Raw genomic sequence first — 23,657 nt, 5'->3', positions numbered from 1 at the left:
CGCCTTGGTGTTCACAGCAGGGCTTGGTCGACGTCGACGTGCTTCATGTCGTGGGCCTCGGCCACCGGCCGGTAGGTGAGCCGCCCGCCGAGCGTGTTGATGCCCCGCTTCAGCGCCGGGTCGGCCGCGGCGGCCGCGCGCAGACCGTGGTCGGCGATGGCCTGGACATAGGGCAGTGTGACGTTGGTGAGGGCGTGGGTCGAGGTGTGCGGGACGGCGCCGGGCATGTTGGCCACGCAGTAGAAGAGGGTGTCGTGGACCTGGTAGACGGGGTCGGCGTGGGTGGTGGGCCGGGTGTCCTCGAAGCAGCCGCCCTGGTCGACGGAGATGTCGACGAGCACGGCGCCGGGCTTCATGCGGGCGACGAGGTCGTTGCTCACGAGGCGCGGCGCCTTGGCGCCGGGGACGAGGACCGCCCCGATCACCAAGTCGGCGTCGAGCACGGCCTGTTCGAGGGCGAGCCGGTTCGAGGCGAGTGTGGTGATGCGGCCCTGGTACATCCGGTCGGCGGCGCGCAGCTTGTTCAGGTCGGTGTCGAGCAGCACGACGTCCGCCCACATGCCGGTGGCGACGGCGACGGCGTTCATGCCCGCGACTCCGGCGCCGATGACGACGACGCGGGCCGGCCGTGTGCCGGAGACACCACCGGCCAGCACGCCGCGTCCGCCCCCGCCCCGCATCAGGTGGTACGCCCCGACCTGCGGCGCGAGCCGGCCCGCGACCTCGGACATCGGGAAGAGCAGCGGCAGCGAGCCGTCGGCCGCCTGCACCGTCTCGTAGGCGACGCCCGTGGTGCCTGCGTCGAGCAGCGCCTGCGTGCACGCGCGGGACGCGGCGAGGTGGAGGTAGGTGAAGAGGACCTGGTCGGGGCGGAGCCGGTGGTACTCCTGCGCCACCGGTTCCTTCACCTTCAGGACCAGATCGGCCTCGGCCCATACGTCGTCGGCGGCCGGCAGGACGCGGGCGCCTGCCTCCGTGTAGTCGGCGTCGGGCTGCGCGGACCCGGCTCCCGCGCCGGCCTCGACGGTGACAGTGTGGCCGTGTGCGGTCAGTTCGTGAACCCCTGCGGGGGTCAGGGCGACGCGGAACTCGTTGTTCTTCACTTCTCGCGGAATACCGATCCTCACGGTTCGACTCCCCTCTGGCCCGGCCCGGAACGCGGGGCGGACGCGGTGGCGACAGGCGTGGGTTGGCGCGCTCGACACGAGTTGGGGTGGAGGCTGCGACGTCGGGACAGAGCCTGCGTGGAAGGTGGCGCGAGCCGCGCACTCTCGTGCGTGCGGGGCCACCACGGCTACCGTGCCGAACGACGCGGCGACCGCGACAGGTCCAGTTGCGTGCACGCTGAGGGTGCCAGGCCGACGGCGAGACGGAGGCGGTACATGCCACGTACGTTGATCGAGATCGAGCGGGGCCGCGGGGAGCCGCTGTACCGGCAGGTGCGGCAGGCGATCGAGCACGGCATCGCGTCGGGGCGGCTGGACGCGGGTGGCCGGCTGCCGTCCTCGCGGCTCCTCGCCCAGGAGTTGGGGGTGTCACGGAATACGGTGACCGCCGCGTATCAGGAGCTGGTGGCCGAGGGTTTCGTGGAGAGCCGGGACCGTTCGGGGCTGTTCGTCAATCCGCGGATGGCGCCTCGCGCGGAGCCGGATCCGGAGCCCCCGCAGGAGCATGCCTTCGACTGGTCGGGGCGGCTGCGCGGCCGCGAAGGTGACCGGCTTCCGCACATCGAGAAGCTGCACGACTGGGCGAGCTACCCGTATCCGTTCCCGGCCGGGCAGGTCGATCCGCGGGCCTTCCCGGCGCGGGCCTGGGCGCGCTCGCTGAACCGGGCGCTGGACCGGCCGCACGCGGCCTGGTCGTTGCAGGACTGCGTGGCGGACGACGATCCGTTGCTGGTGGAGATGGTCCGTTCGCATCTGCTGCCCGCACGCGGTGTCGCCGCCGAGACGGACGAGGTGCTGGTCACGGTCGGTTCGCAGCAGGGCCTCGATCTGCTCGGCCGGGCGCTGCTGGGGCCCGGCACGGTGGCCGCGGTGGAGGATCCCGGCTATCTGGACGCGCGGCACATCTTCCTGCGGGCGGGCGCCGAACTGCGTCCGCTGCCGGTCGACGGGGACGGGCTGCGGCCGCCCGCCTCGCTGGCGGGCGCTACCTTGCTCCATGTGACGCCCAGTCATCACCACCCGACCAATGTGACGTTGGGCCCGGAGCGTCGACGCACGCTGCTCGCGGCGGCCCGGGAGGCCGGCACCGTCGTGGTGGAGGACGACTACGACAGCGAGTTCCGCTACGAGGGCAGCCCGACGCCCGCGCTCAAGTCGCAGGACACGACGGGGCAGGTGGTGTACCTGGGCACGTTCTCCAAGTTCCTCGCGCCGGGGCTCCGGCTCGGCTACCTGGTGGGGTCGGCCGAACTCGTGGCGCATCTGCGGGACCTGCGCCGGTACTCCGTGCGGCATCCTCCCGGTCATCTGCAGCGGGCGCTGGGCCTGTTGATCGAGTCGGGCGACTACCAGTGGGCCGTACGCCGCAGCCGGGCGCGCCTCGGCTTGAAGTGGCGGCTCATGCGGGACGCGGTGAACGACACGCTGCCGTGGGCGAGTTCACCGGCGCCGGGCGGCGTCAGCCTGTGGATGTCGGGGCCGGAAGGTCTTGACTGCCGTGAGCTGGTGCGGCGTGCGCGCGAGCGGGGTGTGCTGATCGAGCGTGGTGACATCCTCTTCCTGGGCGGTCCCGACCCCGACACGCTGCGGCACTTCAGGGTCGGTTTCGCGGCGCCACGGGCCGATGTGATCGAGCCCGGGATCGCGATCCTCGGTGAGGTGGTGCGGGAGTCACTGCCTCCGCGGTAACGCTCACTCCGCCTCGACCCGCGCGATCCGCTCGGCCGCCCGCCGCAGCACCGGCACCAGCTCCACGGCCCGCTCCACGCTGACCCGCACGACGGGCGCCTGGAGCGCCACGCACTGGCGCACCCGCGACGCCACCGGGTCCACACCCGGACCGCGGGGCACGGGCACGGCGGCACACACCAGGCCGGGCAGGAACTCCTCGTCGTCCAGGGCGAATCCGTCCCTGCGCACCTGGTCGAGCTCGGCCTCCAGGGCGTCGGGGTCCGTGCGGGTACGCGCGGTGAACGCCTTCAGGGGAGCCGCGGTGAGGATCTTGCGGCGCTGGGCGGCGGGCAGGAACGCGAGGATCAGCTTTCCGCTGGCGCTGCAGTGCACCGGGACGCGGGAGCCGGGCCGCAGGGCGAACCGCAGCGGTTCCGGGGTCTCGACGCGGTCGAGGTAGACGACCTCCGGTCCGGCCGGCGCGGTCAGGTTGCAGGTCTCGCCGATCTCGTCGACGAGGTGGCGCAGCACCGCGTGCCGCGCGGCGTGGTGGGTGCCGTGGCTGAGCAGGTCCTCGGCGAAGGCCCGCAGCCGGCCGCCCGCGCCGTAGCGGCGGCCGTCGCCCTGGCGGTCGAGGAGGCCCGCGCCCTCCAACTGTTGCAGCATCCGGTGCACGGTCGGCTTGGGCAGGCCGGTCTCGGCGACCAGCTCGGTCAGGGTGACCAGTCGGTCGGTTCGGGCGATGTGTTCCAGCAGGGCGAACAGGCGCAGCGCCGGGGTTCCGTCCTCCATGCGCACCATCCTCAACTCCCCCTTGGAGAGGGCCGGTTGCCGGGCCACTGAACGTAGCAGCACGTCCCGGAATTCGGTACGCACGGTTGACGCTGCCGAGATGCCCGCTCTACGGTCCTCGACGTGTCCCGCTTTCGGGAACACCGCGTACCGGATCCCGGAACCTGTTCTCCCCCATTGAACATGCGCCACCCCGCACCAGCACCGACAGCACGTCGAAGGGTGGAAACTCCATGACCGAGTCCACGGCAAACAACGCGTCCCAACCGCAGTTCACGACCGAGGACGGCCGTCAGGTGGCCGCCGGCGTGCAGCGGATGACCCCTTCCGAGTCGTTCGTGGAGACCCTGGTCTCGCACGGCGTCAAGGACATCTTCGGCATCATGGGTTCGGCCTTCATGGACGCGATGGACATCTTCGCGCCAGCCGGCATCCAGCTGATCCCGGTCGTGCACGAGCAGGGCGCCGGGCACATGGCGGACGGCTACGCGCGGGCGAGCGGCCGGCACGGCGTGGTGATCGGCCAGAACGGACCGGGGATCTCCAACTGCGTCACGGCGATCGCGGCGGCCTACTGGGCGCACTCCCCCGTCGTCGTGGTCACGCCCGAGGCGGGCACGATGGGCATCGGGCTCGGCGGCTTCCAGGAGACCAACCAGCTCCCGATGTTCGAGGAGTTCACCAAGTACCAGGCGCACGTGAACAATCCGCGCCGGATGGCGGAGCTGACGGGCCGCGCCTTCGACCGGGCGATGAGCGAGCTGGGCCCGACGCAGCTCAACATCCCGCGCGACCACTTCTACGGGGACATCGAGGCCGAGATCCCGCGCCCGTCCCGCCTCGACCGGGGCCCCGGCGGTGAGCGCAGCCTGGAGGAGGCGGCGCGGCTGCTCGCAGAGGCCGAGTTCCCGGTGATCATCTCCGGTGGCGGTGTGGTCATGGGTGACGCGGTCGAGCAGGCGAAGGCGTTGGCCGAGCGGCTGGGCGCGCCGGTCGTCAACTCGTACCAGCACAACGACTCGTTCCCCGCGAGCCACCCGCTGTGGTGCGGGCCGCTCGGCTACCAGGGCTCCAAGGCGGGCATGAAGCTGCTCGCGCAGGCAGATGTGGTGGTCGCGCTCGGCACCCGGCTCGGCCCGTTCGGCACGCTGCCGCAGTACGGGATGGAGTACTGGCCGAAGGACGCCAAGATCATCCAGATCGACGCGGACCACCGCATGCTGGGCCTCGTCAAGAAGATCGAGGTCGGGATCTGCGGGGACGCGGGCGCCGCGGCGCAGTCCCTCGTGCACCGGCTCGACGGCCGTGACCTGGCATGCGAGCAGACCCGCGCCCGGCGTTCGGCGACCATTCAGGCGGAGAAGGACGCCTGGGAGAAGGAGTTGGACGGCTGGATCCACGAGACGGACCCGTACAGCCTCGACATGATCACGGAGCAGGACGGTGAGGACGGCTCCTGGCTGCACCCCCGTCAGGTGCTGCGCGAACTGGAGAAGGCGCTGCCGGAACGGGTGATGGTCTCCACCGACATCGGCAATATCAACTCCATCGCCCACAGCTACCTGCGCTTCGAGGAACCGCGGTCCTTCTTCGCTCCGATGTCCTTCGGCAACTGCGGCTACGCGCTGCCGACGATCATCGGCGCCAAGCTGGCCGCGCCCGAGCGCCCCGCGGTCGCCTACGCGGGCGACGGCGCCTGGGGCATGAGCATGGGCGAGATCATGACGGCGGTGCGCCACGACATCCCGGTCACGGCCGTCGTCTTCCACAATCGGCAGTGGGGCGCCGAGAAGAAGAACCAGGTCGACTTCTACGACCGCCGGTTCGTGGCGGGCGAGTTGGAGAGCGAGTCGTTCGCCGGGATCGCCCGGGCGATGGGCGCGGACGGCGTGATCGTGGACCGGCTCGAGGACGTCGGCCCGGCGCTGAGCAAGGCCGTCGAGGCGCAGATGGCCGAGGGACGCACCACGGTCATCGAGGTCATGACCACCCGTGAGCTGGGCGACCCGTTCCGCCGCGACGCCCTGTCGAAGCCGGTCAGGCACCTCGACAAGTACCGGGACTACGTCTGATCGCTGTAGCCGTTCAGCCGCTTACACGATGATCGGCTTCCCGGCCGGCATCTACGCCAAGGGCGCGAGCTACGTCGTCTGGTTCCTCGGCTACATCCTGCTGGCCTATCCGCTCGGCTTCTACGTGGCGCCGCTGATCTGGCGGGCCGGTGTCCGCTACGACGCGATGACCATCCCCGACGTGTTCGGCCGGCACTTCCGCAGCCGCGGCCTCGAACTCATCACGGCGCTCGCCCTGTTGGTGGCTCTGGTGCCGTGGGGCCAGTACCAGTTCAGTGGCGGTGGCGACGGGCATGATCGCGGGTGTCGCCGCCTCCCTGGTGCTGTACGTGGTGGAACCCGACCTCGGCGGGGTCAACGCGGGCCTGCTCACGGTGGTGTTGAACGCGGCGCTCACCTTCGGTCTGAGCGCCCTGGCCTGGTCCCGGCCGTGTGTCACGGAGCCGCCGCTGGTGACGGCGCCCGCACCCCGGCCGGGAGCGGCGGACCCCCAGGACGAGGAGCCGGCGGCGGCACGCTGAGGGGTGGCTGGGGAGCGGCGCACACCGCTCCCACGCATACCGGTTCGCCCACCGGGACAGGGATCACCTCGCCCCGATCCACCGACCGCACAAGGAGTTCCCGATGCCGCTGGTCCCCTTCCACCTCGCCATTCCGGTCGACGATCTCGCCACCGCCCGCGACTTCTACGGAAAGGTGCTCGGCTTCGCCGAAGGGCGTTCGGACACCCGGTGGATCGACTGGAACTTCGGGGGCCACCAAGTGGTCACCCACCAGGTCGGCGACGGGACACGTCGCGAAGGGCCCGCGGGTACCAACCCGGTCGACGGGCACGAGGTGCCGGTGCCGCACTTCGGCCTGGTGCTCCCGGTGCCGGAATTCCAGCGTCTCGCCGAGCGCCTCACCGACGCCGGCACGGACTTCGTGATCGAGCCCTATGTGCGGTTCCAGGGGGAACCTGGCGAGCAGTGGACGATGTTCTTCCTCGACCCGGCGGGCAACGCCCTGGAGTTCAAGGCCTTCGCCGACCTCGAGCAGCTCTTCGCTGTCTGATCCGGTTAGGGTCTGTCCGGCGGCCAGACCCTCGCCTGCCGCCTGCGGCGATGCCCGTCGCCACCGATCCGCCCGACGAAAGAGCCGTGAACATGACCACCACCGCCCGCGCCACCGTGCAGCACGAGGACGAGCGCACGCGGGTCACCCGCTGGGACTTCGAGCCGGGGCAGAGCACCGGCCGCCACGTGCACGAGTACGACTACGTCGTGGTCCCGGTGACGGACGGCCACACCGACGTCATCACCCCGGACGGCACGGTCACCCGCAACGAGCTGTACGCGGGCCGCTCCTACGCGCGTTCGGCGGGCAGCGAGCACGAGGTCGTCAACGCGGGCCAGGACCCGCTGGCCTTCGTTGAGGTGGAACGCAAGTAGCGCCCCACCTCCAGGGCGCCCTCACACCTTGCGCGCCACTCCGCACACCGCCGCCTCGACCGCCGACGCCTCGGGGCGCTGGGCGCCGGGATCGGGGCGCCAGGCCGATGTGTGGACGACTCCCGGTTCGACGAGGTCGAGGCCGTCGAAGAACGCGGCGATCCGCTCCGGTGACCGCAGGTGATAGGTGTGCACCGACTGCTGGTTGTAGCCGGCGACCGCCGTGTTCAGCGCGTCGTTGGTGTTCGTGCCGTCGGTCAGGGCCAGGTAGCTGCCGGGCGGCAGCGCGTCGAGCAGTGCGGACACCACCTCGGCGGGACGGTCCTCGTCGGAGAGCTGCCCGATGATACTGAGGAGGGTGAGACCGATCGGACGGTCGAAGTCCAGGGTCTCGCGCGCCTGGGCCAGGATCCGCTCCGGGTCCCGCACATCGGCGTCCAGATAGGCGCAGGTCCCCTCGGGCGTGCTGGTGAGCAGGGCCCGCGCGTGGGTCAGCACCAGCGGGTCGTTGTCGACGTACACGATCCGGCTGTCCGGGGCGATGCGCTGGGCCACCTCGTGCGTGTTGTCGGCCGTGGGCAGGCCGGTGCCGATGTCGAGGAACTGCCGGACGCCCGCCTCGCCCGCCAGGTACCGCACCGCGCGCACGAGGAACTGCCGCTGCATCCGCGCGACGGCGGCGAACTCGGGGAACGTGGCGAGGATGGCCTCGCCGACTTCGCTGTCGACGGGGTAGTTGTCCTTGCCGCCCAGTAGGTAGTTCCACACCCGGGCGGAGTGCGGGCGGTCGGTCTGCAGCCTGTCGCGGAGTTCGCCATCCGTCTGATCCATGGCCCCAGCCTCACACACAACACGCCGGGTACGCCGATGAGTTCGGGCCCTGGGGGCGGTCTGCACCAGTATCACCACGGCATGCCACCCGAGGAGGACTTTCCGTGATCGATCTGAAGCCGGCCTGCGACCGGATGACCGACGTACTGACCGGCGTGAGCGACGAGCAGCTGTCGCTGCCCACGCCCTGTTCCGAGTACTCCGTGCGCGAGCTCATCGCCCACGTCGACGGTGCGGCGCGGGCGTTCACCGGCTTCGCCCGCAAGGAGGCGCCCCTGCCTGCGGAGCCGGGAGACCAGCGGGAGCGGACGGTGAAGAGCGTGCAGGCGCTCGGCGACGCCTGGGACGACCCGGAGGCCTGGCGGGGCGAGACGGAGGGCCCGGGGTTCGCGCTGCCGAACGACACGTGGGGGAAGGTCGCGCTCACCGAGATGGTGGTGCACGGCTGGGACCTCGCGCGGGCCACCGGACAGCCCTTCGACCTGCCCGAGGAGACTCTGCGCGGCTGCCTCGACCACGTCTCCGGCTTCGTGACGGCGGCGCCCCTGCCGGAGCTGTGGGGACCGCCGGTCGAGACACCCTCCGACGCGCCGCTGATGGACCGCATCGTGGGCCTCACGGGGCGCCGCCCCTGAACCTGCTGCCCGTGCACTCTGCACAGTCACCTCCGCCCCACCATGCACTGCGCCCATCCCGCCCCTTCCGCGGCCGCCGTAGCGTGCGGGAAACCGCAGTCGCTTGGAGGTTCGATGGCCGCCGCACGCGCCGTCGGGGTGGACGACCACGCCCTGACCAGAGTGCCCACCGCCGCCCGTTACAGCTGGTGGTCCGTAGCCCTGCAGCGTTTCGGGCAGATCTCCGGGCTCAGCCAGTTCGTGCTCGGCGCGACGCTTGGCTTCGGGATGGACTTCTGGACGGCGTTCTGGGCGCTCACCTTCGGCTCGGTGATCGTCGAGGTGCTCTCGATCTTCGTGGGGATCATCGGCGTACGGGAGGGTCTTCCGACGTCCGTGCTCGCACGCTGGACCGGGTTCGGGCGCGTCGGGTCCTCGCTGATCGGGCTCGCGATCGCGCTGAGCCTCATCGGCTGGTTCGGCATCCAGTCGGCGATCTCGGCCGACGCGCTCGCCGGGCTCGTCGGGGTGTTCCCCGCGCCCGTGTGGTCGGTCCTCTTCGGGCTCGGTGTGACGGCCGTCGTGCTGTGGGGCTTCGGCTCCATGACGTGGGCCGCGTACATCACCGTCCCCGCGTTCCTCCTGCTCGTCGGCTGGTCCACCGTGCACGAGCTGATGAGCCACGACATCGGGCACCTCGTCACCTCGGCGCCGCCCGGACCGCAGCTCTCCCTCGTCCAGGGCACGACGCTCGTGGCGGGCGGGGCGATCGCGGGCGCCATCATCACGCCGGACATGACCCGCTTCAACCGGACAACCGCCGACGTCGTCAAGCAGACCGTGGTGGGCATCTCGCTCGGTGAGTACGTCGTCGGGCTCGCCGGAGTGCTGCTCGCGCACGCCACCCGGTCCGCCGACGTGACCGCGATCGCCGTGTCCTCGGTCGGCTGGGTCGGCACGCTCGTCGTCATCATGGGCGCGCTGAAGATCAACGACTGGAATCTGTACAGCTCCGGCCTCGGCGTCGTGAACTTCATCGAGTCGGTCTTCGGCCGCAAGGTCAACCGCGCCACCGTCACCGTCCTCCTCGGTGTCATCGGCAGCCTGCTCGCGGCGGCCGGCATCCTCGACCGGTTCACCGACTTCCTGACGCTGCTCGGCGTCGCCTTCCCGCCCATCGCCGCCGTGATGATCGCCGAGTACTTCGTGGTCAAGCGGTGGCGCGGCGACCTGGAGGCCTCGCGGGCCTCGGGCACCCTGCCCGCGACCGCGCCGACCTGGGTCCCGGCGACGCTCATCGTGTGGGTGCTTGCCTTCTGCGTCGGTGAATTCGTCGACTGGGGCCTGCCCAGCATCAACTCGGTCGTCGTCGCGTTCGTCGCCTACGTCGTTCTGGGCCGGCTCGGCCTGATCCGCGGCGTCGGTGTGTCCCGCGACCTGGGTGCCGGTGCGCCGGTGTCCGATGAGACCCACGCCGTCGCGAACGACGACGACTCCCCTGCATCCCAGACCCCTCACGTCTCCGCCGCCTCCAGCGGCGATTCCCGCTAAGGAGAGAGTTCCGTGCGTATCGGAATCGATGTCGGCGGCACCAACACCGACGCCGTCCTGCTCGAAGGACCGCGGGTGCTCGCCACCACCAAGTCCGCGACCAGCCAGGACGTCACATCGGGCATCGTGTCCGCGCTCGAGGCGCTGCGCGCGCAGCACGCCTTCGACCCGGCCGCGGTCGGCGCCGTGATGATCGGCACCACCCACTTCCTCAACGCGCTCGTCGAGGCCCGCAATCTCGCCCCGACGGCGGCGCTGCGCCTCGGCCTGCCCGCGACGTCGGCGCTGCCCCCGTTCGTGGACTGGCCCGAGCGCCTGACGCGGGCCATCGCCGGGCGGCCGTACCTGGCGCACGGCGGCCACGAGTTCGACGGGCGGAAGATCGCCGACCTGAACGAGGACGAGCTGCGCCGGCACGCCGCCGACATGGCCGCCCACGGCATCAGGTCCGTGGCGATCTCCTCGGTGTTCTCGCCGGTCAGCGACGAGTTCGAGGTGCGCGCGGCGGAGATCCTGCGGGCCGAGCTGGGCCCGGACGTGGCCCTGTCGCTGTCCCACGAGATCGGCCGGATCGGCCTGCTTGAGCGGGAGAACGCGACGGCCGTGAACGCGGCGCTGCGCGAGCTGGCCGCCGGGATCGTCGACGGCCTCGCCGGGGCGGTCGCCGGCTTCGGCATCACCGCGCCGCTGTATCTCAGCCAGAACGACGGCACGCTGATGGACCTGGAGTTCGCGCGCCGCTACCCGGTCGCCACGTTCGCCTCAGGGCCGACGAACTCGATGCGCGGCGCCGCGGTGCTGTCCGGGCTCGACACCTGCGCGGTCGTCGACGTCGGCGGCACGACAAGCGACGTCGGCGTCCTCACGCAGGGCTTTCCCCGTGAGGCGGGGACGGCCGTGGACGTGGCCGGGGTGCGCACCAACTTCCGGATGCCGGATGTGCAGAGCATCGGCATCGGCGGCGGTTCGCTGGTCGTCGAGGAGGGCGGCCGGGTCACGGTCGGCCCCCGCTCGGTCGGCTACCGGCTCACCGACGAGGCCCTGGTGTTCGCCGGTTCCACGCTGACCGCCACCGATGTCGCGGTCGCGGCCGGGCTCACCGACATCGGTGACCGCTCGGCCGTCGCCCACCTCGACGCGCGCCTGGTGAAGGAGGCGCTCGACACCATCGCCGCCGACGTGGCGCGCGCGGTCGAGTCCATGCGGACGTCGCCCGAGCCGCTGCCGGTGGTCGCGGTGGGCGGCGGTTCGGTCCTGCTGCCGGACACCCTGCCGGGCTCCGGCACGGTCCACCGCCCCGACCACTTCGCGGTCGCGAACGCGATCGGCGCGGCCATCGCGCAGGTCGGCGGCGAGGTCGACCGGGTCTACGCGATCGACGCGGGTCGCCGCGATGCCGTGCTTGACGAGGCACGGCAGGAGGCGGTCGATCGGGCCGTCGCGGCGGGCGCGAACCCGGCCGGCGTCCGCATCGTCGAGTTCGACGAGGTCCCCGTCCCCTACCTGCCGGGCAACGCCACCCGCATCCGCTGCAAGGCCGTGGGCGACCTGCAACAGGTCGACTGAGTCCCGCCACCACCCACGTAAGGAGAGCACGAGCACATGAGCTGGACCCTGGGCCTCGAAGAGTTGGACGACCTGGCGCGCGGCGCCGCGATCCTCGGCACCGGAGGGGGCGGCGACCCGACCATCGGCCGCCTGCTGGTGCGCGAGGCGATGCGCGAGTACGGTCCCGTGACCGTCCTCGACCCGGACGAGGTCGACGACGACGCGTTCATCATCCCGGTCGCGAACATGGGCGCGCCCACCGTGATGGTCGAGAAGCTGCCCGGAGCCGACGAGCCGGTGGCCGCGTTGCGCGCCCTGGAACGGCTCACCGGGCGCAAGGCGGACGCAACGATGCCCATCGAGTGCGGCGGCAGCAACTCCCTCATCCCGCTGATCGTCGCGGCCCGCACGGGCCTTCCGGTGGTCGACGCGGACGGCATGGGCCGCGCCTTCCCGGAACTCCAGATGGAGACGTTCCACGTGTACGGGATCCCGGCCTCGCCGCTCGCCATGGCCGGCGAACACGGCGAGACCTGTGTCTTCGACACCGGCAAGGACACCAAGCGCCTGGAGGACCTGGCCCGCCGGGTCACGGTCGGACTCGGTGGCGGCGCCGCGATCGCCGAGTACTCGATGACCGGCGAGCAGCTCAAGCGCACCGCGGTGCCGCGCACGCTGTCCCTCGCGCTGTCCCTGGGCCGTGCGGTACGCGAGGCGCGTGAGGCGCACCGCGATCCGGTGGAGGCGCTCGGCGAGGCGGTGGGCGGCACGATCTACGGTCACCTGCGGGTGCTGTTCCGCGGCAAGGTGACCGATGTGGAGCGCCGCACGGAGGGCGGTTTCGCGCGGGGCCGCGCCACGTTCGCGGCGTTCGAGGGCGACTCGGACCTCGAACTCCGTTTCCAGAACGAGCACTTGGCGGCGCTCCGCGACGGCGAGCCGATCTGCGTGGTGCCGGACCTGGTGTGTGTCCTGGAGGCGGACACGGGCGAACCCATCACCACGGAGGCGCTCCGCTACGGCCAGCGGGTCACGGTGATCGGCATCGCGGCACCAGCAATCATGCGCACCCCGGAGGCCCTCTCCGTCTTCGGCCCGTCCTGCTTCGGCCTCCCGTACGAATTCCGCCCGGTGGAGGGCCGGCTGCCACTGTCTTGAGCGTGCGGCGCGGAACCTGAATCATGTCTCGGCGGCGGGTGAGCCATTCAAGCCCCGCCTTGGGACGAGAGCCAGCGGGGTCCGGGGCGGAGCCCCGCGACCGTAACCACGGATGGGCGCCGGTCGCGCACGCCCAGCGACCCGCTGAGACAATCGGCGAGTGCCCCACACGATCACCGTCGGAGACGTCCCCGCCCTGGTCACAGGCGTCAACATCCTCGGCTGCGGCGGAGGCGGCGACGCCGCGGCCTTCGCCTCGATGCTCCGCCGCTCACTGGGCGAGGAAGGCACGGCCACCTGGCACGGGGCCGGCCCCCACGACCCCGTGCTCGTCCCGGTCGGCGTCGTGGGCGCGGTGAACGTACTGAGCGAGAAGCTGCCGAACGGCCAGGAGTTCCGGGAGGCGGTCGGCGCGGTCGCCCGCTGGACGGGCGGCCCGGCCCCCGACGCACTGATGGCCCTGGAGGCGGGCGGCCCCAACGCCCTCACCGTGCTGCTGGCCGCACTCGACCTCGGCCTCCCCGTCGTCGACGTCGACCTGATGGGCCGCGCGCTCCCCCGCCTGGACCAGCTCAGCTGGGCGGTGCGCGGCCTCCCGGTCACCCCGTGCGCACTGGCCGAACCGGGCGGCCAGATCCTGGTGGTGGACCGCATGGACGCGCGCGGCCTGGAACGCACGGTCCGCGGATTCCTCACGGCGGCGGGCGGCTGGGCCGCACTCGCCCTCGCCCCGGTCCGGCTGAGCGAGGTGCGCGACGCCTGCGTCCACGGCTCCCTCACCCGGGCCCTGGCCCTGGGCCGCGCGCACGCCGGACTCCCGCACCGCCCGGACAGGGACGCCGTGGAGGCCGCGCTCGGCTGCAGGGTGCTCGCGGCGGGCCGGATCCGGGAGGTCGCGCGCAGCGAGGGCCCGGGCTTCGGGCGGGGCAGCGTCACGGTCGCGGACGTCGCGTCCGGCGCGGTCGTCCGCCTGGAGACGGAGAACGAGATCCTGCTCGCCCTGCGCGACGGCGAGGTCGCGGCGACCGTCCCCGATGTCATCTGCCTCCTGGACCGCCGCACGGCGCTCCCCGTTGCCATCGACCGGGTCCGGCCCGGCCAGGAGGTCATAGCCGTGACACTGCCGGGCCCCGAGTTCTGGCGGCGCCCCGACACGGAGCCGTACGTGTCGCCCCGCGCCTTCGGCCTGGACTCGGGCGTCGTCGGATTCGAGGCGGCCACGACATGACCAGTACCACCCGAAGTGGCTCGTCCGCTGGTGTGTCCCTCTCCGCGATGCTCGCGCACCCCACGTGGCACGACGTCACCCTCATCGCGGGCCCCGGGGACGACCGCGCCGTCCAACACCCCGTAGCGGCGCTGGACTTGGCGCATCCGCTCGCCGAGGAGGCCGCCGGCAGGCTCCTCGTGCTGCTCGGCGGCGCGGACCGCGGGGACTGGCGACTGGACGCGCTACTACGTCGTGCGCACGGCGCGGGTGTCGCGGCTCTGCTGGTTCCCGGGGTGACGGCGCTGCGCATGTCGTCGACGCTGCTCGCGGAGCGGCTGCGGCTGCCCGTCCTCGGCTCCCCCGACCCGCTCGCCGCGTACCTCGCGCTGGAGCGGATGACCGCCGAACCGGGGCTGCTGCGCGCCGAGTCGGCGCTGCGCACCGCGCAGGTGTGCGCCCGCGCGGACGAGGGCGTCGACGCGCTGCTCGCCGATCTGGGCGAGCTGCTGCACCGCCCGGTCGCCCTGCTCACCGCGGACGCCCGGCACCTGGCGGGCGACCCGGCCACGGTGACGCCCGCCGAACAGGGCACGGTGGCGCGGCAGTTGACCGGGCCACCGCTCCCCCGCCCGCTCGACCTGCCCAGCGGCGCCCACCTCCTCACCCATCCCGTCGGCACCGAACGCGCCCGCCCGCGCCTCGCCGTGCGGCTGCCCGCCCGGCTGGCCCCCGAGGCCGACGCCGTCGCGGCCGCCCTGGAGGTGGCGTCGGGCGCCGTGCGGGAACGGATGGCGCTGCGCCGGCTCGACCTGGAGCGCAGCGCCCGCCACCGCACCTCTCTGCTGGGCGAGTTGCTGCGCCCGGCGGGCGGCGAGATCCCGGACGCAGTGCGTCGGCACGCGGTTGAATTCGGCTGGCGCCTCGACGGCTGGCACACCGGCATCCGCATCGGCACAGGGCCCGACGTGGACGTGGCGGGCCTGCGCGCCGAGGTCACCGACGCGTTCGCGGCGGAGCGGCTCGGCGCCCAGGTCGTCGAGCAGGGCGACGGCTGGTCCGCGTGGACGAGCGCCGACCAGGAGCCGTCGGCAGGCGACATCGAGCGGCACGCCGCCGCCGTGCGCCGCGTGCAGCGCCGCCTCCCGGAGGTGCTGCACGCGTACGTGGGGGTGGGTCGCGCCCAGCCGGGTCCCACCGGCATCGCCCGCAGCCTGGGCGAGGCGGCCGACGCGGCGCGCCTGGCGCAGGGCCGGGAGGCGAGCGGCCGTTTCTTCCACGTCGACCGCCTCGGCCTCGCCCAGCTCCTCCTCGCCTGGACCCGCACGGACACCTTCCAGCCCGCGGCCCGCTCCCTGCTGGAACCACTGTCCGGCGAGCCCGGCGACCTGGTGCACACCCTCACCGCGTACCTCGACGCGGAGTCCTCCACGGCGGAGACCGCCGCGATCCTCGGTGTGCACCGCAACACGGTCGCGGCACGCATCGCCCGCGTGCAGCAGCTCCTGAGCGTGGACCTCGCGGATCCGGACGAGCGCCTGGCCCTGCATCTGGCGTGCCGAACCGCCGTGGACGGATGAAACGAACGAAGCCGGGCGGGCGAAGTGAGCGAAGTAGGTCACGACCTGACCTATCCGCTGGTTACTGTGACCGAACCGAACACCAAGCGGGTACTCCCCGCGAGAGGCGGACACCATGACCACCAGCGAGTCGACCACCAACGCGTCCACCGTCACCGGCGAACGCGCCGACTTCCTTGAGGCGTTGGCCAAGCAGCGGCACTTCCTTGCCTTCACCACACGGGACTTGACGGATGATCAGGCCCGGCAGCGGACGACGGCGAGCGAGCTGTGTCTCGGCGGTCTCATCAAGCACGTCACGGAGGTGGAGCGCAATTGGGTGGGCTTCATCCTCGAAGGGGCTGCCGCCATGCCGGACTTCACGGCCATGACCGAGAAGGACTGGGCCACCCGGGCGGACTCCTTCCGGCTGCTGCCCGACGAGACGCTGGCCGCCGTGCTGGCGGACTACGAGGAGGCCGCGCGGGGCACCGACGAGCTGGTGGCGACCCTGACCGACATGGACCGCAAGTGGGCGCTGCCAAAGGCCCCGTGGAACGAGCCGGGTGCGGAGTGGTCGGTTCGCCGGGTGCTGATGCACCTCGTCGCCGAGACCGCGCAGCACGCGGGCCACGCCGACATCATCCGCGAGTCGCTCGACGGCTCGAAGAGCATGGGCTGAGGCCTCTCGAAAAGTCGATGCCCGGGCTCACCCGAGGTCGAGGATCGCCCTCCCGACGACCTCACCGGCGCGCAACCGCCGTACCGCCTCGGCGAGTTCGTCCATGCCGTACCGCTCGTACGGAAGGGACAGCGCGCCGGAGGCGAAGTCCGGGAGGAGGCGGTCGACGTCGGCGGCGACCTCCGAGCCACGGTGGATCATGTTGACGGGGAGTAGGGCGACGTCCGCGAGGAGGAAGTCCGCAAGGTCGAGGGTGAGCTCGCGGCCCGCCGTGTAGCCGATGAGGGCGGCGCGGCCGCGGGGGCGGACGAGGGCGAGCGCGTCGCGCAGGACGGCGCCGCCGACCGTGTCGATCAGCACGTCGACCGTGCCGCCGACGGTCTCCGGCGAGAGGTCGGCGGCGAGGACCGCCTTCGCGGTGCCGGGCACGTGCGCGAGCTTGGACGCGCGGCCGACGACTCCGATCACCTCGGCACCGGCCCGCTCCGCGAGCTGCACGGCCATGGCGCCGACCGCTCCGGACGCCCCGGTGACGACGACCCGCTCGCCCGCCTCGATCCGGCCGATGGGGTGCACGGCGGCCCATGCGGTGCCGACCGGCGAGAAGTAGCTGCACGCGAGGGTGGCGTCGATGCCCTCGGGCACGACCTCGACGGCGTCGTCGGGCACGAGGATGTGCTGCGCCCACGCGCCTTCGCGGCTGAGTCCGAGCCCTTCGCCGCGCACCCGCACGAGCGCGCCCTCGGGGTGGGCGGCGGAGGCGAGGACGACACCGCTGCCCTGGGTGCCGGGGACGGAGGGCAGCTCGGGCAGGATGCCGAACTGCCCGTCGAGCACGTTCAGGTCCAGGTGCGCGACGGTCGCCGCCTTCACGCGCACGAGGGTGTGTCCTGGCGCGGGGTCGGGGACGGGTCGTTCCACGAGCCGCGGCAGCACACCGAACTCTTCGAGCAGCAGCGCCCGCGAGACGGACGTCGCCGCTGATGCCGGTGCGGACGCGGGCTCATTGCTCATTCCGGTTCTCCGTACTTCCGTTTCCGTGTGTGGGGGAGGTTTCGCTCCGGCACCCGCAGGATCGATGATGTCCGCCATGACATCACGTCCGCACACCTCCGCCGCCACCGACCTGGCCGGATCGCTCGCCGACGGCTCGCTCCGCGTGGTCGATCTCACCGCCCCGCTGTCGTCCGGGACGCCGATCCTGCCGCTGCCCGAACCGATGCACCCGATACCCCACTTCGAGCTGGAGCGGCTCAACGACTGGGACGATCCCGGTGAGATCTCCTTCCAGAACCACATCCACACCGGTGAACATGTGGGCACACACTTCGATGCCCCGGTGCACTGGTCGTCGGGCCGTGACCTGGAGGACGTGGGCAGTGTGCCGGCGGCGCGGCTCGTGGGGCCCGCCGCGGTCGTGGACAAGTCGGCCGAGTGTGCCAAGGACCCCGACTACCTGCTGGGCCTCGACGAGCTCAAGGCGTGGGAGCGGGAGCACGGCGCGCTGCCCGAAGGTGGCTGGCTGGTGTACCGCACGGGTTGGGACACCCGCTCCGACGACCAGGCGGCCTTCCTCAACGCCGACGACAACGGCCCGCACACCCCCGGCCTCACCCCGGAGTGCGCCCGCTACCTGGCAGAGGAGACCGGCATCGTGGGGATCGGCGTGGAGACCGTCGGCACGGACGCCGGTCAGGCGTTCCGCTTCGAACCGCCTTTCCCCGTCCACCACTTCATGCTCGGCAACGGAAAGTACGGCGTGACACAGCTGCGCAATGTCGGGGAGCTCCCGCCGGTCGGCGCGGTGCTCGTGGTCGCTCCGCTGCGCATCGTCGGCGGCTCCGGCAGTCCCGCGCGCGTCCTGGCGCTGACGCCCGCCGCGGAGGGCAAGTGAGCATGCTCGTACGAGAAGCCATCGGCCGCGAACTCCACCGGCTCGGTGTGCGCACCGCGTTCGGCGTGGTGGGCAGCGGCAACTTTCATGTCACCGGCGCGCTCGTGGCCGCGGGCGCGCGCTTCGTCGCGGCGCGGCACGAGGGCGGCGCGGCGGTCATGGCGGACGCCCATGCCCGCACCAGTGGCGAGGTCACCGTCCTCACCGTGCACCAGGGCTGCGGATACACCAACTCCCTTACCGGGGTGACCGAGGCCGCGAAGAGCCGCACGCCGCTGCTGGTCGTGACGGCGGAGGCGACGGAGCGGACGTCGAACTTTTACGTCGATCAACCGGCCCTCGCCGAGGCCGTCGGGGCGGTGTCGGCGCGGGTCCGCTCCGCGCGCACGGCGCTGGACGACGTGACCCGCGCGTTCCGGCTGTGCGCGGAGGAGCGCCGCACGGTGGTGCTCAACGTCCCCATCGACGTACAGGACGAGGCGCTGCCCGAGGACGCGGTGGCTCCTCGGCGCCGTCCGGCCCCCGGCCTGCCGCGTCCGGCAGCCGCCGACGCCAAGGACTTCGCCGAGCTGCTGCGCCGCGCCGAACGCCCGGTGTTCGTGGCCGGTCGCGGTGCGCGTTCCGGCGGGGCCGGTGAGGCGATCGCGGCGCTCGCCTCGCAGGCGGGCGCGCTGCTCGCCACGTCGGCGGTGGCACGCGGGCTGTTCAACGGGCGGCCGGGCGAGGAGTGGTGCGTGGATGTGGCGGGCGGTTTCTCCACGCCACTGGCCGCCGAACTCCTCTCCGGCGCCGACCTGATCGTGGGCTGGGGCTGCGCACTGAACATGTGGACCATGCGGCACGGGCGCCTCATCTCCGACACCGCCAAGGTGGTCCAGGTGGACGTCGACCGCGACGCCCTCGGCCGTACTCGTGACATCGACCTGGGTCTGTGGGGCGGTGTCACGGAGACCGCGAACGATGTCGCGTCGCTTCTGTCGGACGGTCCCGCGGCGAGCGGTTACCGCACGCCGGACGTCGCCAAGCAGCTTGCCGCCGAGGGCCGTTGGCCGCAGGTCCCGTTCGAGGACGGCACAGGTGACGGACGTATCGACCCCCGGACGCTCACCCGCGCGCTCAACGGCATGCTCCCGGCCGAGCGCACGGTCGCCGTCGACTCGGGCAACTTCATGGGCTACCCGAGCATGTACCTCGACGTGCCCGACCAGTACGGGCTGTGCTTCACGCAGGCGTTCCAGTCGATCGGCCTCGGCCTGTCGACGGCGATCGGCGCGGCGCTCGCCCGGCCCGAGCGGCTCCCGGTGGCAGCCTGCGGTGACGGCGGATTCCTGATGGGCGTATCGGAGTTGGAGACGGCGGTGCGCCTCGGCCTGCCGCTCCTCGTGGTGGTCTACAACGACGCCATGTACGGCGCGGAGGTCCACCACTTCGGACACCCTGCCGAGTCGGCGGACCTGTCCACGGTCACGTTCCCCGACACGGACATCGCGGCGCTCGCCCGCGGCCACGGCTGCGCGGTCCTGACGGTGACGGCGCCGGAGGACCTGGCCCCGCTCGCCGACTGGCTCGCCGCCCCGGGCCGGCCGATGGTGATCGACGCCAAGACGACGCGGGACGAGGGTTCCTGGTGGCTGCAGGAGGCGTTCGGCCACTGAGACCCGCCCGGCCGCACGGGAGGGGCAGAAGCAACCCCCACCGGAAATCGTTTCCGAACATCGGCGGGGGTCACCCACGAGAAAGCACGGCTCCCCTTCACGCGCTTCCTCGTCTGTTCCGTCCAGTGACGCCGAGGGACCGCGGGAGGAAGCCCCAGCAGGCACACATCGGACGGAGAACCACAGTCGCGTCGTCGGCGATGCGACTGTGGCGTCTTCAGCCACGTTGCCCGGGGACCAGGGGCGTTGAAGAGGGTCACCCTCTTCGGCACCTCCAAACGTATGGCACATGCCAGAGGCGTCTCAAGTCCTTGTTTGCGCCTTCTGTGCTGTGGCGACGTCCGAATTCCGCAGCAGATCCGTGAGCGCGCGGGCCGCGGCGCTCCGCGGGCGGTCGGCCGGAGCCGCGAGATAGAGCGACCAGGCCAGGTCCGCGCCGGTCACCGGGAGGACGGCAAGGCCGTGCGCGGTGTCGGCGAGGAAGCGCGGCACCAGGGCGACCCCCAGCCCCGCCCTGACGTAGTCGGCGCTTGTGGCGAGGTCCGTGATCTCGATGGTGACGTCCCGCGGGACGCCCGCCGTGGCGAAGGCGCGGTCGGCGACGGAGCGGTTGCCGTAGCCGACCGGGCAGTCGATGAACCGCAGCCCGGCCAGCTCGCGGATCGCCACGCTGTCGCGCCCGGCGAGCGGATGTTCGGCCGGCACCACGAGGTCGAGAGTCGAGCCGGCCAGCGGCGTCAGCTCGACCTCGGCAGGGCTTGCCCCGGGCAGAGACACCAGGGCAAGGTCGAGACGGCGTTCCGCGAGCGCCGCGAGATGCCCCTGGGACCCGGTCGGCGCGACGGTGATCTGCACATGGATCCCCGGATGACGACGGTGGAACTCGCCCAGCAGAGCCGGCAGATCGATCAGCCGAATCGACGTGAGAGTGCCCAGGCGCAGAGTGCCGCGCAGCGCGCCACGCACCTCCGCCACGGCGTCGGCGGCGTCACGCGCCGCGTCCAGGACGATCCGGGCGCGCGGCAGCAGCGCCCGGCCCTCGTCGGTCAGCAGCACCCGCTTGGAATTGCGGTCAAGAAGTCGCGCGCCCAGTTCGCGCTCCAACGTTTTGACGGCAGCGGACACAGCGGACTGGACGATGTGCAGACGGGCCGCCGCGCGCGTGAAGTTCTGCTCTTCCGCGACGGCGACGAAGTACTCGAGATGACGCAATTCCACTCGTCGACCATCCCATCAACCATCTCCATCCGCGATCGTCACGAGCGGGAAGTCTCGTTGGACGTGATGGCTGCGTGCGCGGAGAGTGGGACGTGCCCACCCGCACCCCGTCCAGCCGAACGGACTTCTGCCGCATGGCCACGCCGACGCGCGTCCGCACCACGTCCCACTCCCCCGCCGCACGGCCCGCCGTGGGTTCGAGACGCCACGGCATCGGATTCTGGATCGTGGCACTCGCCTTCCTCACGTCGATGGCGTTCTCGACGGTGCCCACCCCGCTGTATCCGCTGTACGAGGAGCGGGGCGGCTTCTCGACCTTCATGGTCACCGTCGTCTTCGCCGTGTACGCGGTGGGTGTGGTGGTCAGCCTGCTGCTGGCCGGGCATGTGTCGGACTGGGTGGGGCGCAAGAAGATCCTGCTGCCTGCGCTCGGCCTCGAATTCGTGGCCGCCCTGCTGTTCCTGTCGAGCCCGGCGCTGCCAGTGCTGCTCGTCGCCCGGTTCGTGTGCGGTCTCGGCATCGGCATGCTCAGTGCGACGGCCACCGCCCACCTGGCCGAACTGCACGGCGCGCACCGACCTGGCGCCTCCCCGGGGCGGTTCGAGACGGTGGCGACGGCCGCGAACATCGGCGGGCTCGGCCTCGGCCCGCTGGTCTCCGGATTCCTCGCGCAGTACGTGACGGCTCCGCTGCGGCTGCCGTATCTCGTGTTCGCCGCCCTCATCGCGGTGGTGGCGGTGGCGCTGTCCCGTACTCCGGAGACCGTGCGCGAGCTGCCGGTCAGGCCACGTTACCGGCCGCAGCGGGTGAGCGCCGACCATGGCGACCGGGCCGGGTATGTGGCCGCCGCGGCGGGCGCGTTCGCGTCCTTCGCGGTGTTCGGCCTCTTCTCGTCGATCGCCGCCGGGTTCGTCGCGCACACGCTGCACCATCCGTCGCACCTGCTGGCCGGGGCGATCTCGTTCCTGGTGTTCGGCGGCGCGGCCGTCGCCCAGATCCTCACCAACCGCCTCGCGCCGCGGGCGAAGTCAACGCTGGGGCTGCTCGCGGAGGGCGCGGGCTTCCTCACGCTCGTCGTCGGGATGCACACCGCCGACCTCGCCACGTTCCTGGTGGGAGGCGCGGTCGCGGGAGTCGGAGCGGGGCTGCTGTTCAAGGCGGCGGTCGGGGCCGTGGTCGCGATGGCGGCGCCCGCGCGGCGCGGAGAGGCCCTCGCGGGCCTGTTCCTCGTCGCCTACCTGGGGCTGAGCGGTCCGGCCGTCGCCCTCGGCGTCGCGACGCTCGTGCTCACGGCGACCTCGGCGATGACCTGGTTCGCGGTGGCCCTCTTCGCCCTGCTGGCGGCGGCCGCCGTCCTCAACCGCCGCTCTCGCGGCGGGCGTTGAGCGCGGCCACGACACCACCCGGGCAAAGCCATCACGCAGCGACGCAGATCACATCGACCAACCCCTTGACGCCTCCACGTTCAAACCGGTTTAGTCAACGCCGTTCGGCCGTTCAAACCGGTTTGAACGCCCATCCGGAGGCCGCCCCCAAGGAGTTGCGTACGCCATGGCCCGCAAGCCCACCATCGCGGACGTCGCACGCCACGCCGGAGTCTCCCGCGCCACCGTCTCCTTCGCCCTCAACGACCGCCCCGGCATCGCGGAGGACACCAAGGCCCGCGTGCTCGCGGCGGCCGACGAGCTCGGGTGGACGCCGAGCCGTCAGGCCCGCGCCCTCTCCCTCGGCACGGCGGGGGCGTTCGGCCTCGTCCTGACGCGCGAACCGGAACAGATCGGGGCGGACCTCTTCTTCCCGGCTTTCATCGCGGGTGTCGAGGCCGTCATAGGCCGGCGCGGCGACGGCCTGATGGTGCACGTGACCACACCCGAGCAGGAGCAAGGCGTGTACGAACGGCTCGCGGCCCAGCGCCAGGTGGACGGCGTACTGCTCACGGACCTCCGGCACGACGACCCGCGCCCCCCGCTGATGCGCCGGCTCGGCCTGCCCGCCGTGGTCGTCGGCCAGCCCGAGTGGGGCGACGGACTGCCCACGGTCAGCCTGGACGACGAACCCGCCTACTCCGCCGCGGTCCGCCGCCTCGCCGACCTCGGCCACCGGCGCATCGCACACGTCGAGGGCCCCCGAGAGTTCCGGCACGCGCACCGGCGCCGCCTCGCCTGGGAGCAGGCGCTGCGCGACCTTGGCCTGCCCGAGGGCCCGGTGCTGCCCGGCGGGTTCAGCGCCGAGGGCGGCGCGCGCGCCACCCGTGAGCTGCTCTCGCTCGACACCCCGCCGACCGCGATCGTCTACGGCAACGACCTCGCCGCGATGGCCGGGCTCTCGGTCGCCCAGGAACTGGGCGTCCCGGTCCCCGAGCGCCTCTCGGTCGTCGGCTACGACGACGCGCCCCTGACCCGCTACAGCTATCCGCCGCTCTCCTCCGCCCGCGCGGACGCCCGCGGCTGGGGCGAGGCCGCGGCCCGCGCCCTGGACGCGGTGCTCGCCGGGGACGAGGGCGCGGCGCACATGGCGCTGCCGCCCGCCGAGTTCATTCCCCGCGCCTCGATCGGCCCCGCTCCGCGCGACTGAATCCGCGCGCTACATCGATACAGCGACAAACAAAC

At 72.2% G+C, this 23,657-nt stretch carries 21 protein-coding genes and 1 pseudogene; 17 read left to right on the top strand and 5 right to left on the bottom strand.

All coding sequences use genetic code 11. The features are described 5' to 3' along the window. Positions 1-11: 11 nt before the first annotated feature. Positions 12-1,127, bottom strand: a complete 1,116-nt coding sequence (ald, locus tag ACWD2L_RS26155) for an alanine dehydrogenase (protein WP_451191678.1) — start codon at positions 1,125-1,127, stop codon at positions 12-14. Between the two features lie 255 nt (positions 1,128-1,382). Here ald and pdxR point away from each other — a divergent pair, with 255 nt between their 5' ends. Next, on the top strand, positions 1,383-2,855 hold the full coding sequence (gene pdxR, locus ACWD2L_RS26150; RefSeq protein ID WP_451191676.1) for a MocR-like pyridoxine biosynthesis transcription factor PdxR: 1,473 nt from the start codon (positions 1,383-1,385) through the stop codon (positions 2,853-2,855). Positions 2,856-2,858: 3 nt separating this feature from the next. Here the strand turns inward: pdxR and ACWD2L_RS26145 are convergent, their stop codons facing one another. Further along, positions 2,859-3,629, bottom strand: a complete 771-nt coding sequence (locus ACWD2L_RS26145; RefSeq protein WP_451191672.1) for an IclR family transcriptional regulator — start codon at positions 3,627-3,629, stop codon at positions 2,859-2,861. Between the two features lie 233 nt (positions 3,630-3,862). Here ACWD2L_RS26145 and xsc point away from each other — a divergent pair, with 233 nt between their 5' ends. The 5 genes and pseudogenes from xsc (at position 3,863) to ACWD2L_RS26120 (ending at position 7,131) form a co-directional block, all read left to right on the top strand. Beyond that, complete coding sequence (gene xsc / locus ACWD2L_RS26140) at positions 3,863-5,701, top strand: sulfoacetaldehyde acetyltransferase (protein ID WP_451191669.1); 1,839 nt, start codon at positions 3,863-3,865, stop codon at positions 5,699-5,701. Positions 5,702-5,729: 28 nt separating this feature from the next. Then, positions 5,730-5,927, top strand: a pseudogene (locus ACWD2L_RS26135) (hypothetical protein); the annotation flags it as partial. A gap of 49 nt (positions 5,928-5,976) precedes the next feature. Next, the gene (locus ACWD2L_RS26130; RefSeq protein ID WP_451191666.1) at positions 5,977-6,222 is read left to right on the top strand and encodes a hypothetical protein; all 246 of its coding nucleotides are present in this window, start codon (positions 5,977-5,979) and stop codon (positions 6,220-6,222) included. Positions 6,223-6,325: 103 nt separating this feature from the next. Next, positions 6,326-6,754, top strand: coding sequence for a VOC family protein (locus ACWD2L_RS26125; protein ID WP_451191663.1), 429 nt, complete (start codon positions 6,326-6,328; stop codon positions 6,752-6,754). Between the two features lie 92 nt (positions 6,755-6,846). Next, complete coding sequence (locus ACWD2L_RS26120; RefSeq protein ID WP_451191660.1) at positions 6,847-7,131, top strand: cupin domain-containing protein; 285 nt, start codon at positions 6,847-6,849, stop codon at positions 7,129-7,131. A 21-nt stretch (positions 7,132-7,152) separates the two neighbouring features. Here ACWD2L_RS26120 and ACWD2L_RS26115 read toward each other — a convergent pair whose 3' ends face one another. Beyond that, a complete protein-coding gene (locus ACWD2L_RS26115) occupies positions 7,153-7,962 on the bottom strand; it encodes an SAM-dependent methyltransferase (RefSeq protein ID WP_451191657.1) in 810 nt (269 codons plus the stop codon). Positions 7,963-8,066: 104 nt separating this feature from the next. Here ACWD2L_RS26115 and ACWD2L_RS26110 point away from each other — a divergent pair, with 104 nt between their 5' ends. The 7 genes from ACWD2L_RS26110 (at position 8,067) to ACWD2L_RS26080 (ending at position 16,281) form a co-directional block, all read left to right on the top strand. Next, on the top strand, positions 8,067-8,597 hold the full coding sequence (locus tag ACWD2L_RS26110) for a TIGR03086 family metal-binding protein (protein WP_451191654.1): 531 nt from the start codon (positions 8,067-8,069) through the stop codon (positions 8,595-8,597). Positions 8,598-8,711: 114 nt separating this feature from the next. Further along, entirely contained in the window at positions 8,712-10,127 is a 1,416-nt protein-coding gene (locus tag ACWD2L_RS26105; RefSeq protein WP_451191652.1) for a purine-cytosine permease family protein, read from the top strand. Between the two features lie 12 nt (positions 10,128-10,139). After that, positions 10,140-11,693 carry a hydantoinase/oxoprolinase N-terminal domain-containing protein gene (locus ACWD2L_RS26100; protein WP_451191649.1) on the top strand — a complete coding sequence of 518 codons (1,554 nt, stop codon included), beginning with the start codon at positions 10,140-10,142 and terminating at the stop codon, positions 11,691-11,693. 36 nt (positions 11,694-11,729) lie between these two features. Continuing rightward, positions 11,730-12,833, top strand: coding sequence for a DUF917 domain-containing protein (locus tag ACWD2L_RS26095; RefSeq protein ID WP_451191646.1), 1,104 nt, complete (start codon positions 11,730-11,732; stop codon positions 12,831-12,833). 160 nt (positions 12,834-12,993) lie between these two features. Next, positions 12,994-14,061 (top strand): DUF917 domain-containing protein, encoded by a 1,068-nt coding sequence (locus ACWD2L_RS26090; protein ID WP_451191644.1) that lies wholly within the window; start codon positions 12,994-12,996, stop codon positions 14,059-14,061. Continuing rightward, positions 14,058-15,620, top strand: coding sequence for a PucR family transcriptional regulator (locus ACWD2L_RS26085; RefSeq protein ID WP_451191641.1), 1,563 nt, complete (start codon positions 14,058-14,060; stop codon positions 15,618-15,620). Before ACWD2L_RS26090 ends, ACWD2L_RS26085 begins: the two co-directional genes overlap by 4 nt. Positions 15,621-15,735: 115 nt before the next feature. Then, positions 15,736-16,281: a DinB family protein gene (locus tag ACWD2L_RS26080; protein WP_451191639.1), complete on the top strand. Its 546-nt coding sequence runs from the start codon at positions 15,736-15,738 to the stop codon at positions 16,279-16,281. A 27-nt stretch (positions 16,282-16,308) separates the two neighbouring features. Here ACWD2L_RS26080 and ACWD2L_RS26075 read toward each other — a convergent pair whose 3' ends face one another. Next, positions 16,309-17,295, bottom strand: a complete 987-nt coding sequence (locus tag ACWD2L_RS26075) for a quinone oxidoreductase family protein (RefSeq protein WP_451191637.1) — start codon at positions 17,293-17,295, stop codon at positions 16,309-16,311. A 76-nt stretch (positions 17,296-17,371) separates the two neighbouring features. Here ACWD2L_RS26075 and ACWD2L_RS26070 point away from each other — a divergent pair, with 76 nt between their 5' ends. Both ACWD2L_RS26070 and ACWD2L_RS26065 read left to right on the top strand, forming a co-directional pair. Then, a complete protein-coding gene (locus tag ACWD2L_RS26070; protein WP_451191634.1) occupies positions 17,372-18,175 on the top strand; it encodes a cyclase family protein in 804 nt (267 codons plus the stop codon). 2 nt (positions 18,176-18,177) lie between these two features. Further along, a complete protein-coding gene (locus ACWD2L_RS26065) occupies positions 18,178-19,830 on the top strand; it encodes a thiamine pyrophosphate-binding protein (RefSeq protein WP_451191632.1) in 1,653 nt (550 codons plus the stop codon). Positions 19,831-20,133: 303 nt separating this feature from the next. Here the strand turns inward: ACWD2L_RS26065 and ACWD2L_RS26060 are convergent, their stop codons facing one another. Then, complete coding sequence (locus ACWD2L_RS26060; protein WP_451191630.1) at positions 20,134-21,048, bottom strand: LysR family transcriptional regulator; 915 nt, start codon at positions 21,046-21,048, stop codon at positions 20,134-20,136. Positions 21,049-21,140: 92 nt separating this feature from the next. Between ACWD2L_RS26060 and ACWD2L_RS26055 the strand changes: the two genes are divergently transcribed. Together ACWD2L_RS26055 and ACWD2L_RS26050 are read left to right on the top strand one after the other, a co-directional pair. After that, positions 21,141-22,433, top strand: coding sequence for an MFS transporter (locus ACWD2L_RS26055; protein WP_451191627.1), 1,293 nt, complete (start codon positions 21,141-21,143; stop codon positions 22,431-22,433). 166 nt (positions 22,434-22,599) lie between these two features. After that, complete coding sequence (locus tag ACWD2L_RS26050) at positions 22,600-23,622, top strand: LacI family DNA-binding transcriptional regulator (RefSeq protein ID WP_451191624.1); 1,023 nt, start codon at positions 22,600-22,602, stop codon at positions 23,620-23,622. Positions 23,623-23,657: the final 35 nt, after the last annotated feature.

The organism is Streptomyces sp. NPDC002754 (assembly GCF_053592315.1).
This window is presented reverse-complemented; position numbering and strand designations above follow the sequence as displayed.

Bases quoted from the DNA above. Each gene is read 5' to 3' on its own strand.
- pdxR (WP_451191676.1), top strand. From the start codon at position 1,383: ATGCCACGTACGTTGATCGAGATCGAGCGGGGCCGCGGGGAGCCGCTG.
- ACWD2L_RS26145 (WP_451191672.1), bottom strand. From the start codon at position 3,629: ATGGAGGACGGAACCCCGGCGCTGCGCCTGTTCGCCCTGCTGGAACAC.
- xsc (WP_451191669.1), top strand. From the start codon at position 3,863: ATGACCGAGTCCACGGCAAACAACGCGTCCCAACCGCAGTTCACGACC.
- ACWD2L_RS26125 (WP_451191663.1), top strand. From the start codon at position 6,326: ATGCCGCTGGTCCCCTTCCACCTCGCCATTCCGGTCGACGATCTCGCC.
- ACWD2L_RS26120 (WP_451191660.1), top strand. From the start codon at position 6,847: ATGACCACCACCGCCCGCGCCACCGTGCAGCACGAGGACGAGCGCACG.
- ACWD2L_RS26115 (WP_451191657.1), bottom strand. From the start codon at position 7,962: ATGGATCAGACGGATGGCGAACTCCGCGACAGGCTGCAGACCGACCGC.
- ACWD2L_RS26105 (WP_451191652.1), top strand. From the start codon at position 8,712: ATGGCCGCCGCACGCGCCGTCGGGGTGGACGACCACGCCCTGACCAGA.
- ACWD2L_RS26095 (WP_451191646.1), top strand. From the start codon at position 11,730: ATGAGCTGGACCCTGGGCCTCGAAGAGTTGGACGACCTGGCGCGCGGC.
- ACWD2L_RS26085 (WP_451191641.1), top strand. From the start codon at position 14,058: ATGACCAGTACCACCCGAAGTGGCTCGTCCGCTGGTGTGTCCCTCTCC.
- ACWD2L_RS26080 (WP_451191639.1), top strand. From the start codon at position 15,736: ATGACCACCAGCGAGTCGACCACCAACGCGTCCACCGTCACCGGCGAA.
- ACWD2L_RS26075 (WP_451191637.1), bottom strand. From the start codon at position 17,295: ATGAGCAATGAGCCCGCGTCCGCACCGGCATCAGCGGCGACGTCCGTC.
- ACWD2L_RS26070 (WP_451191634.1), top strand. From the start codon at position 17,372: ATGACATCACGTCCGCACACCTCCGCCGCCACCGACCTGGCCGGATCG.
- ACWD2L_RS26065 (WP_451191632.1), top strand. From the start codon at position 18,178: ATGCTCGTACGAGAAGCCATCGGCCGCGAACTCCACCGGCTCGGTGTG.
- ACWD2L_RS26050 (WP_451191624.1), top strand. From the start codon at position 22,600: ATGGCCCGCAAGCCCACCATCGCGGACGTCGCACGCCACGCCGGAGTC.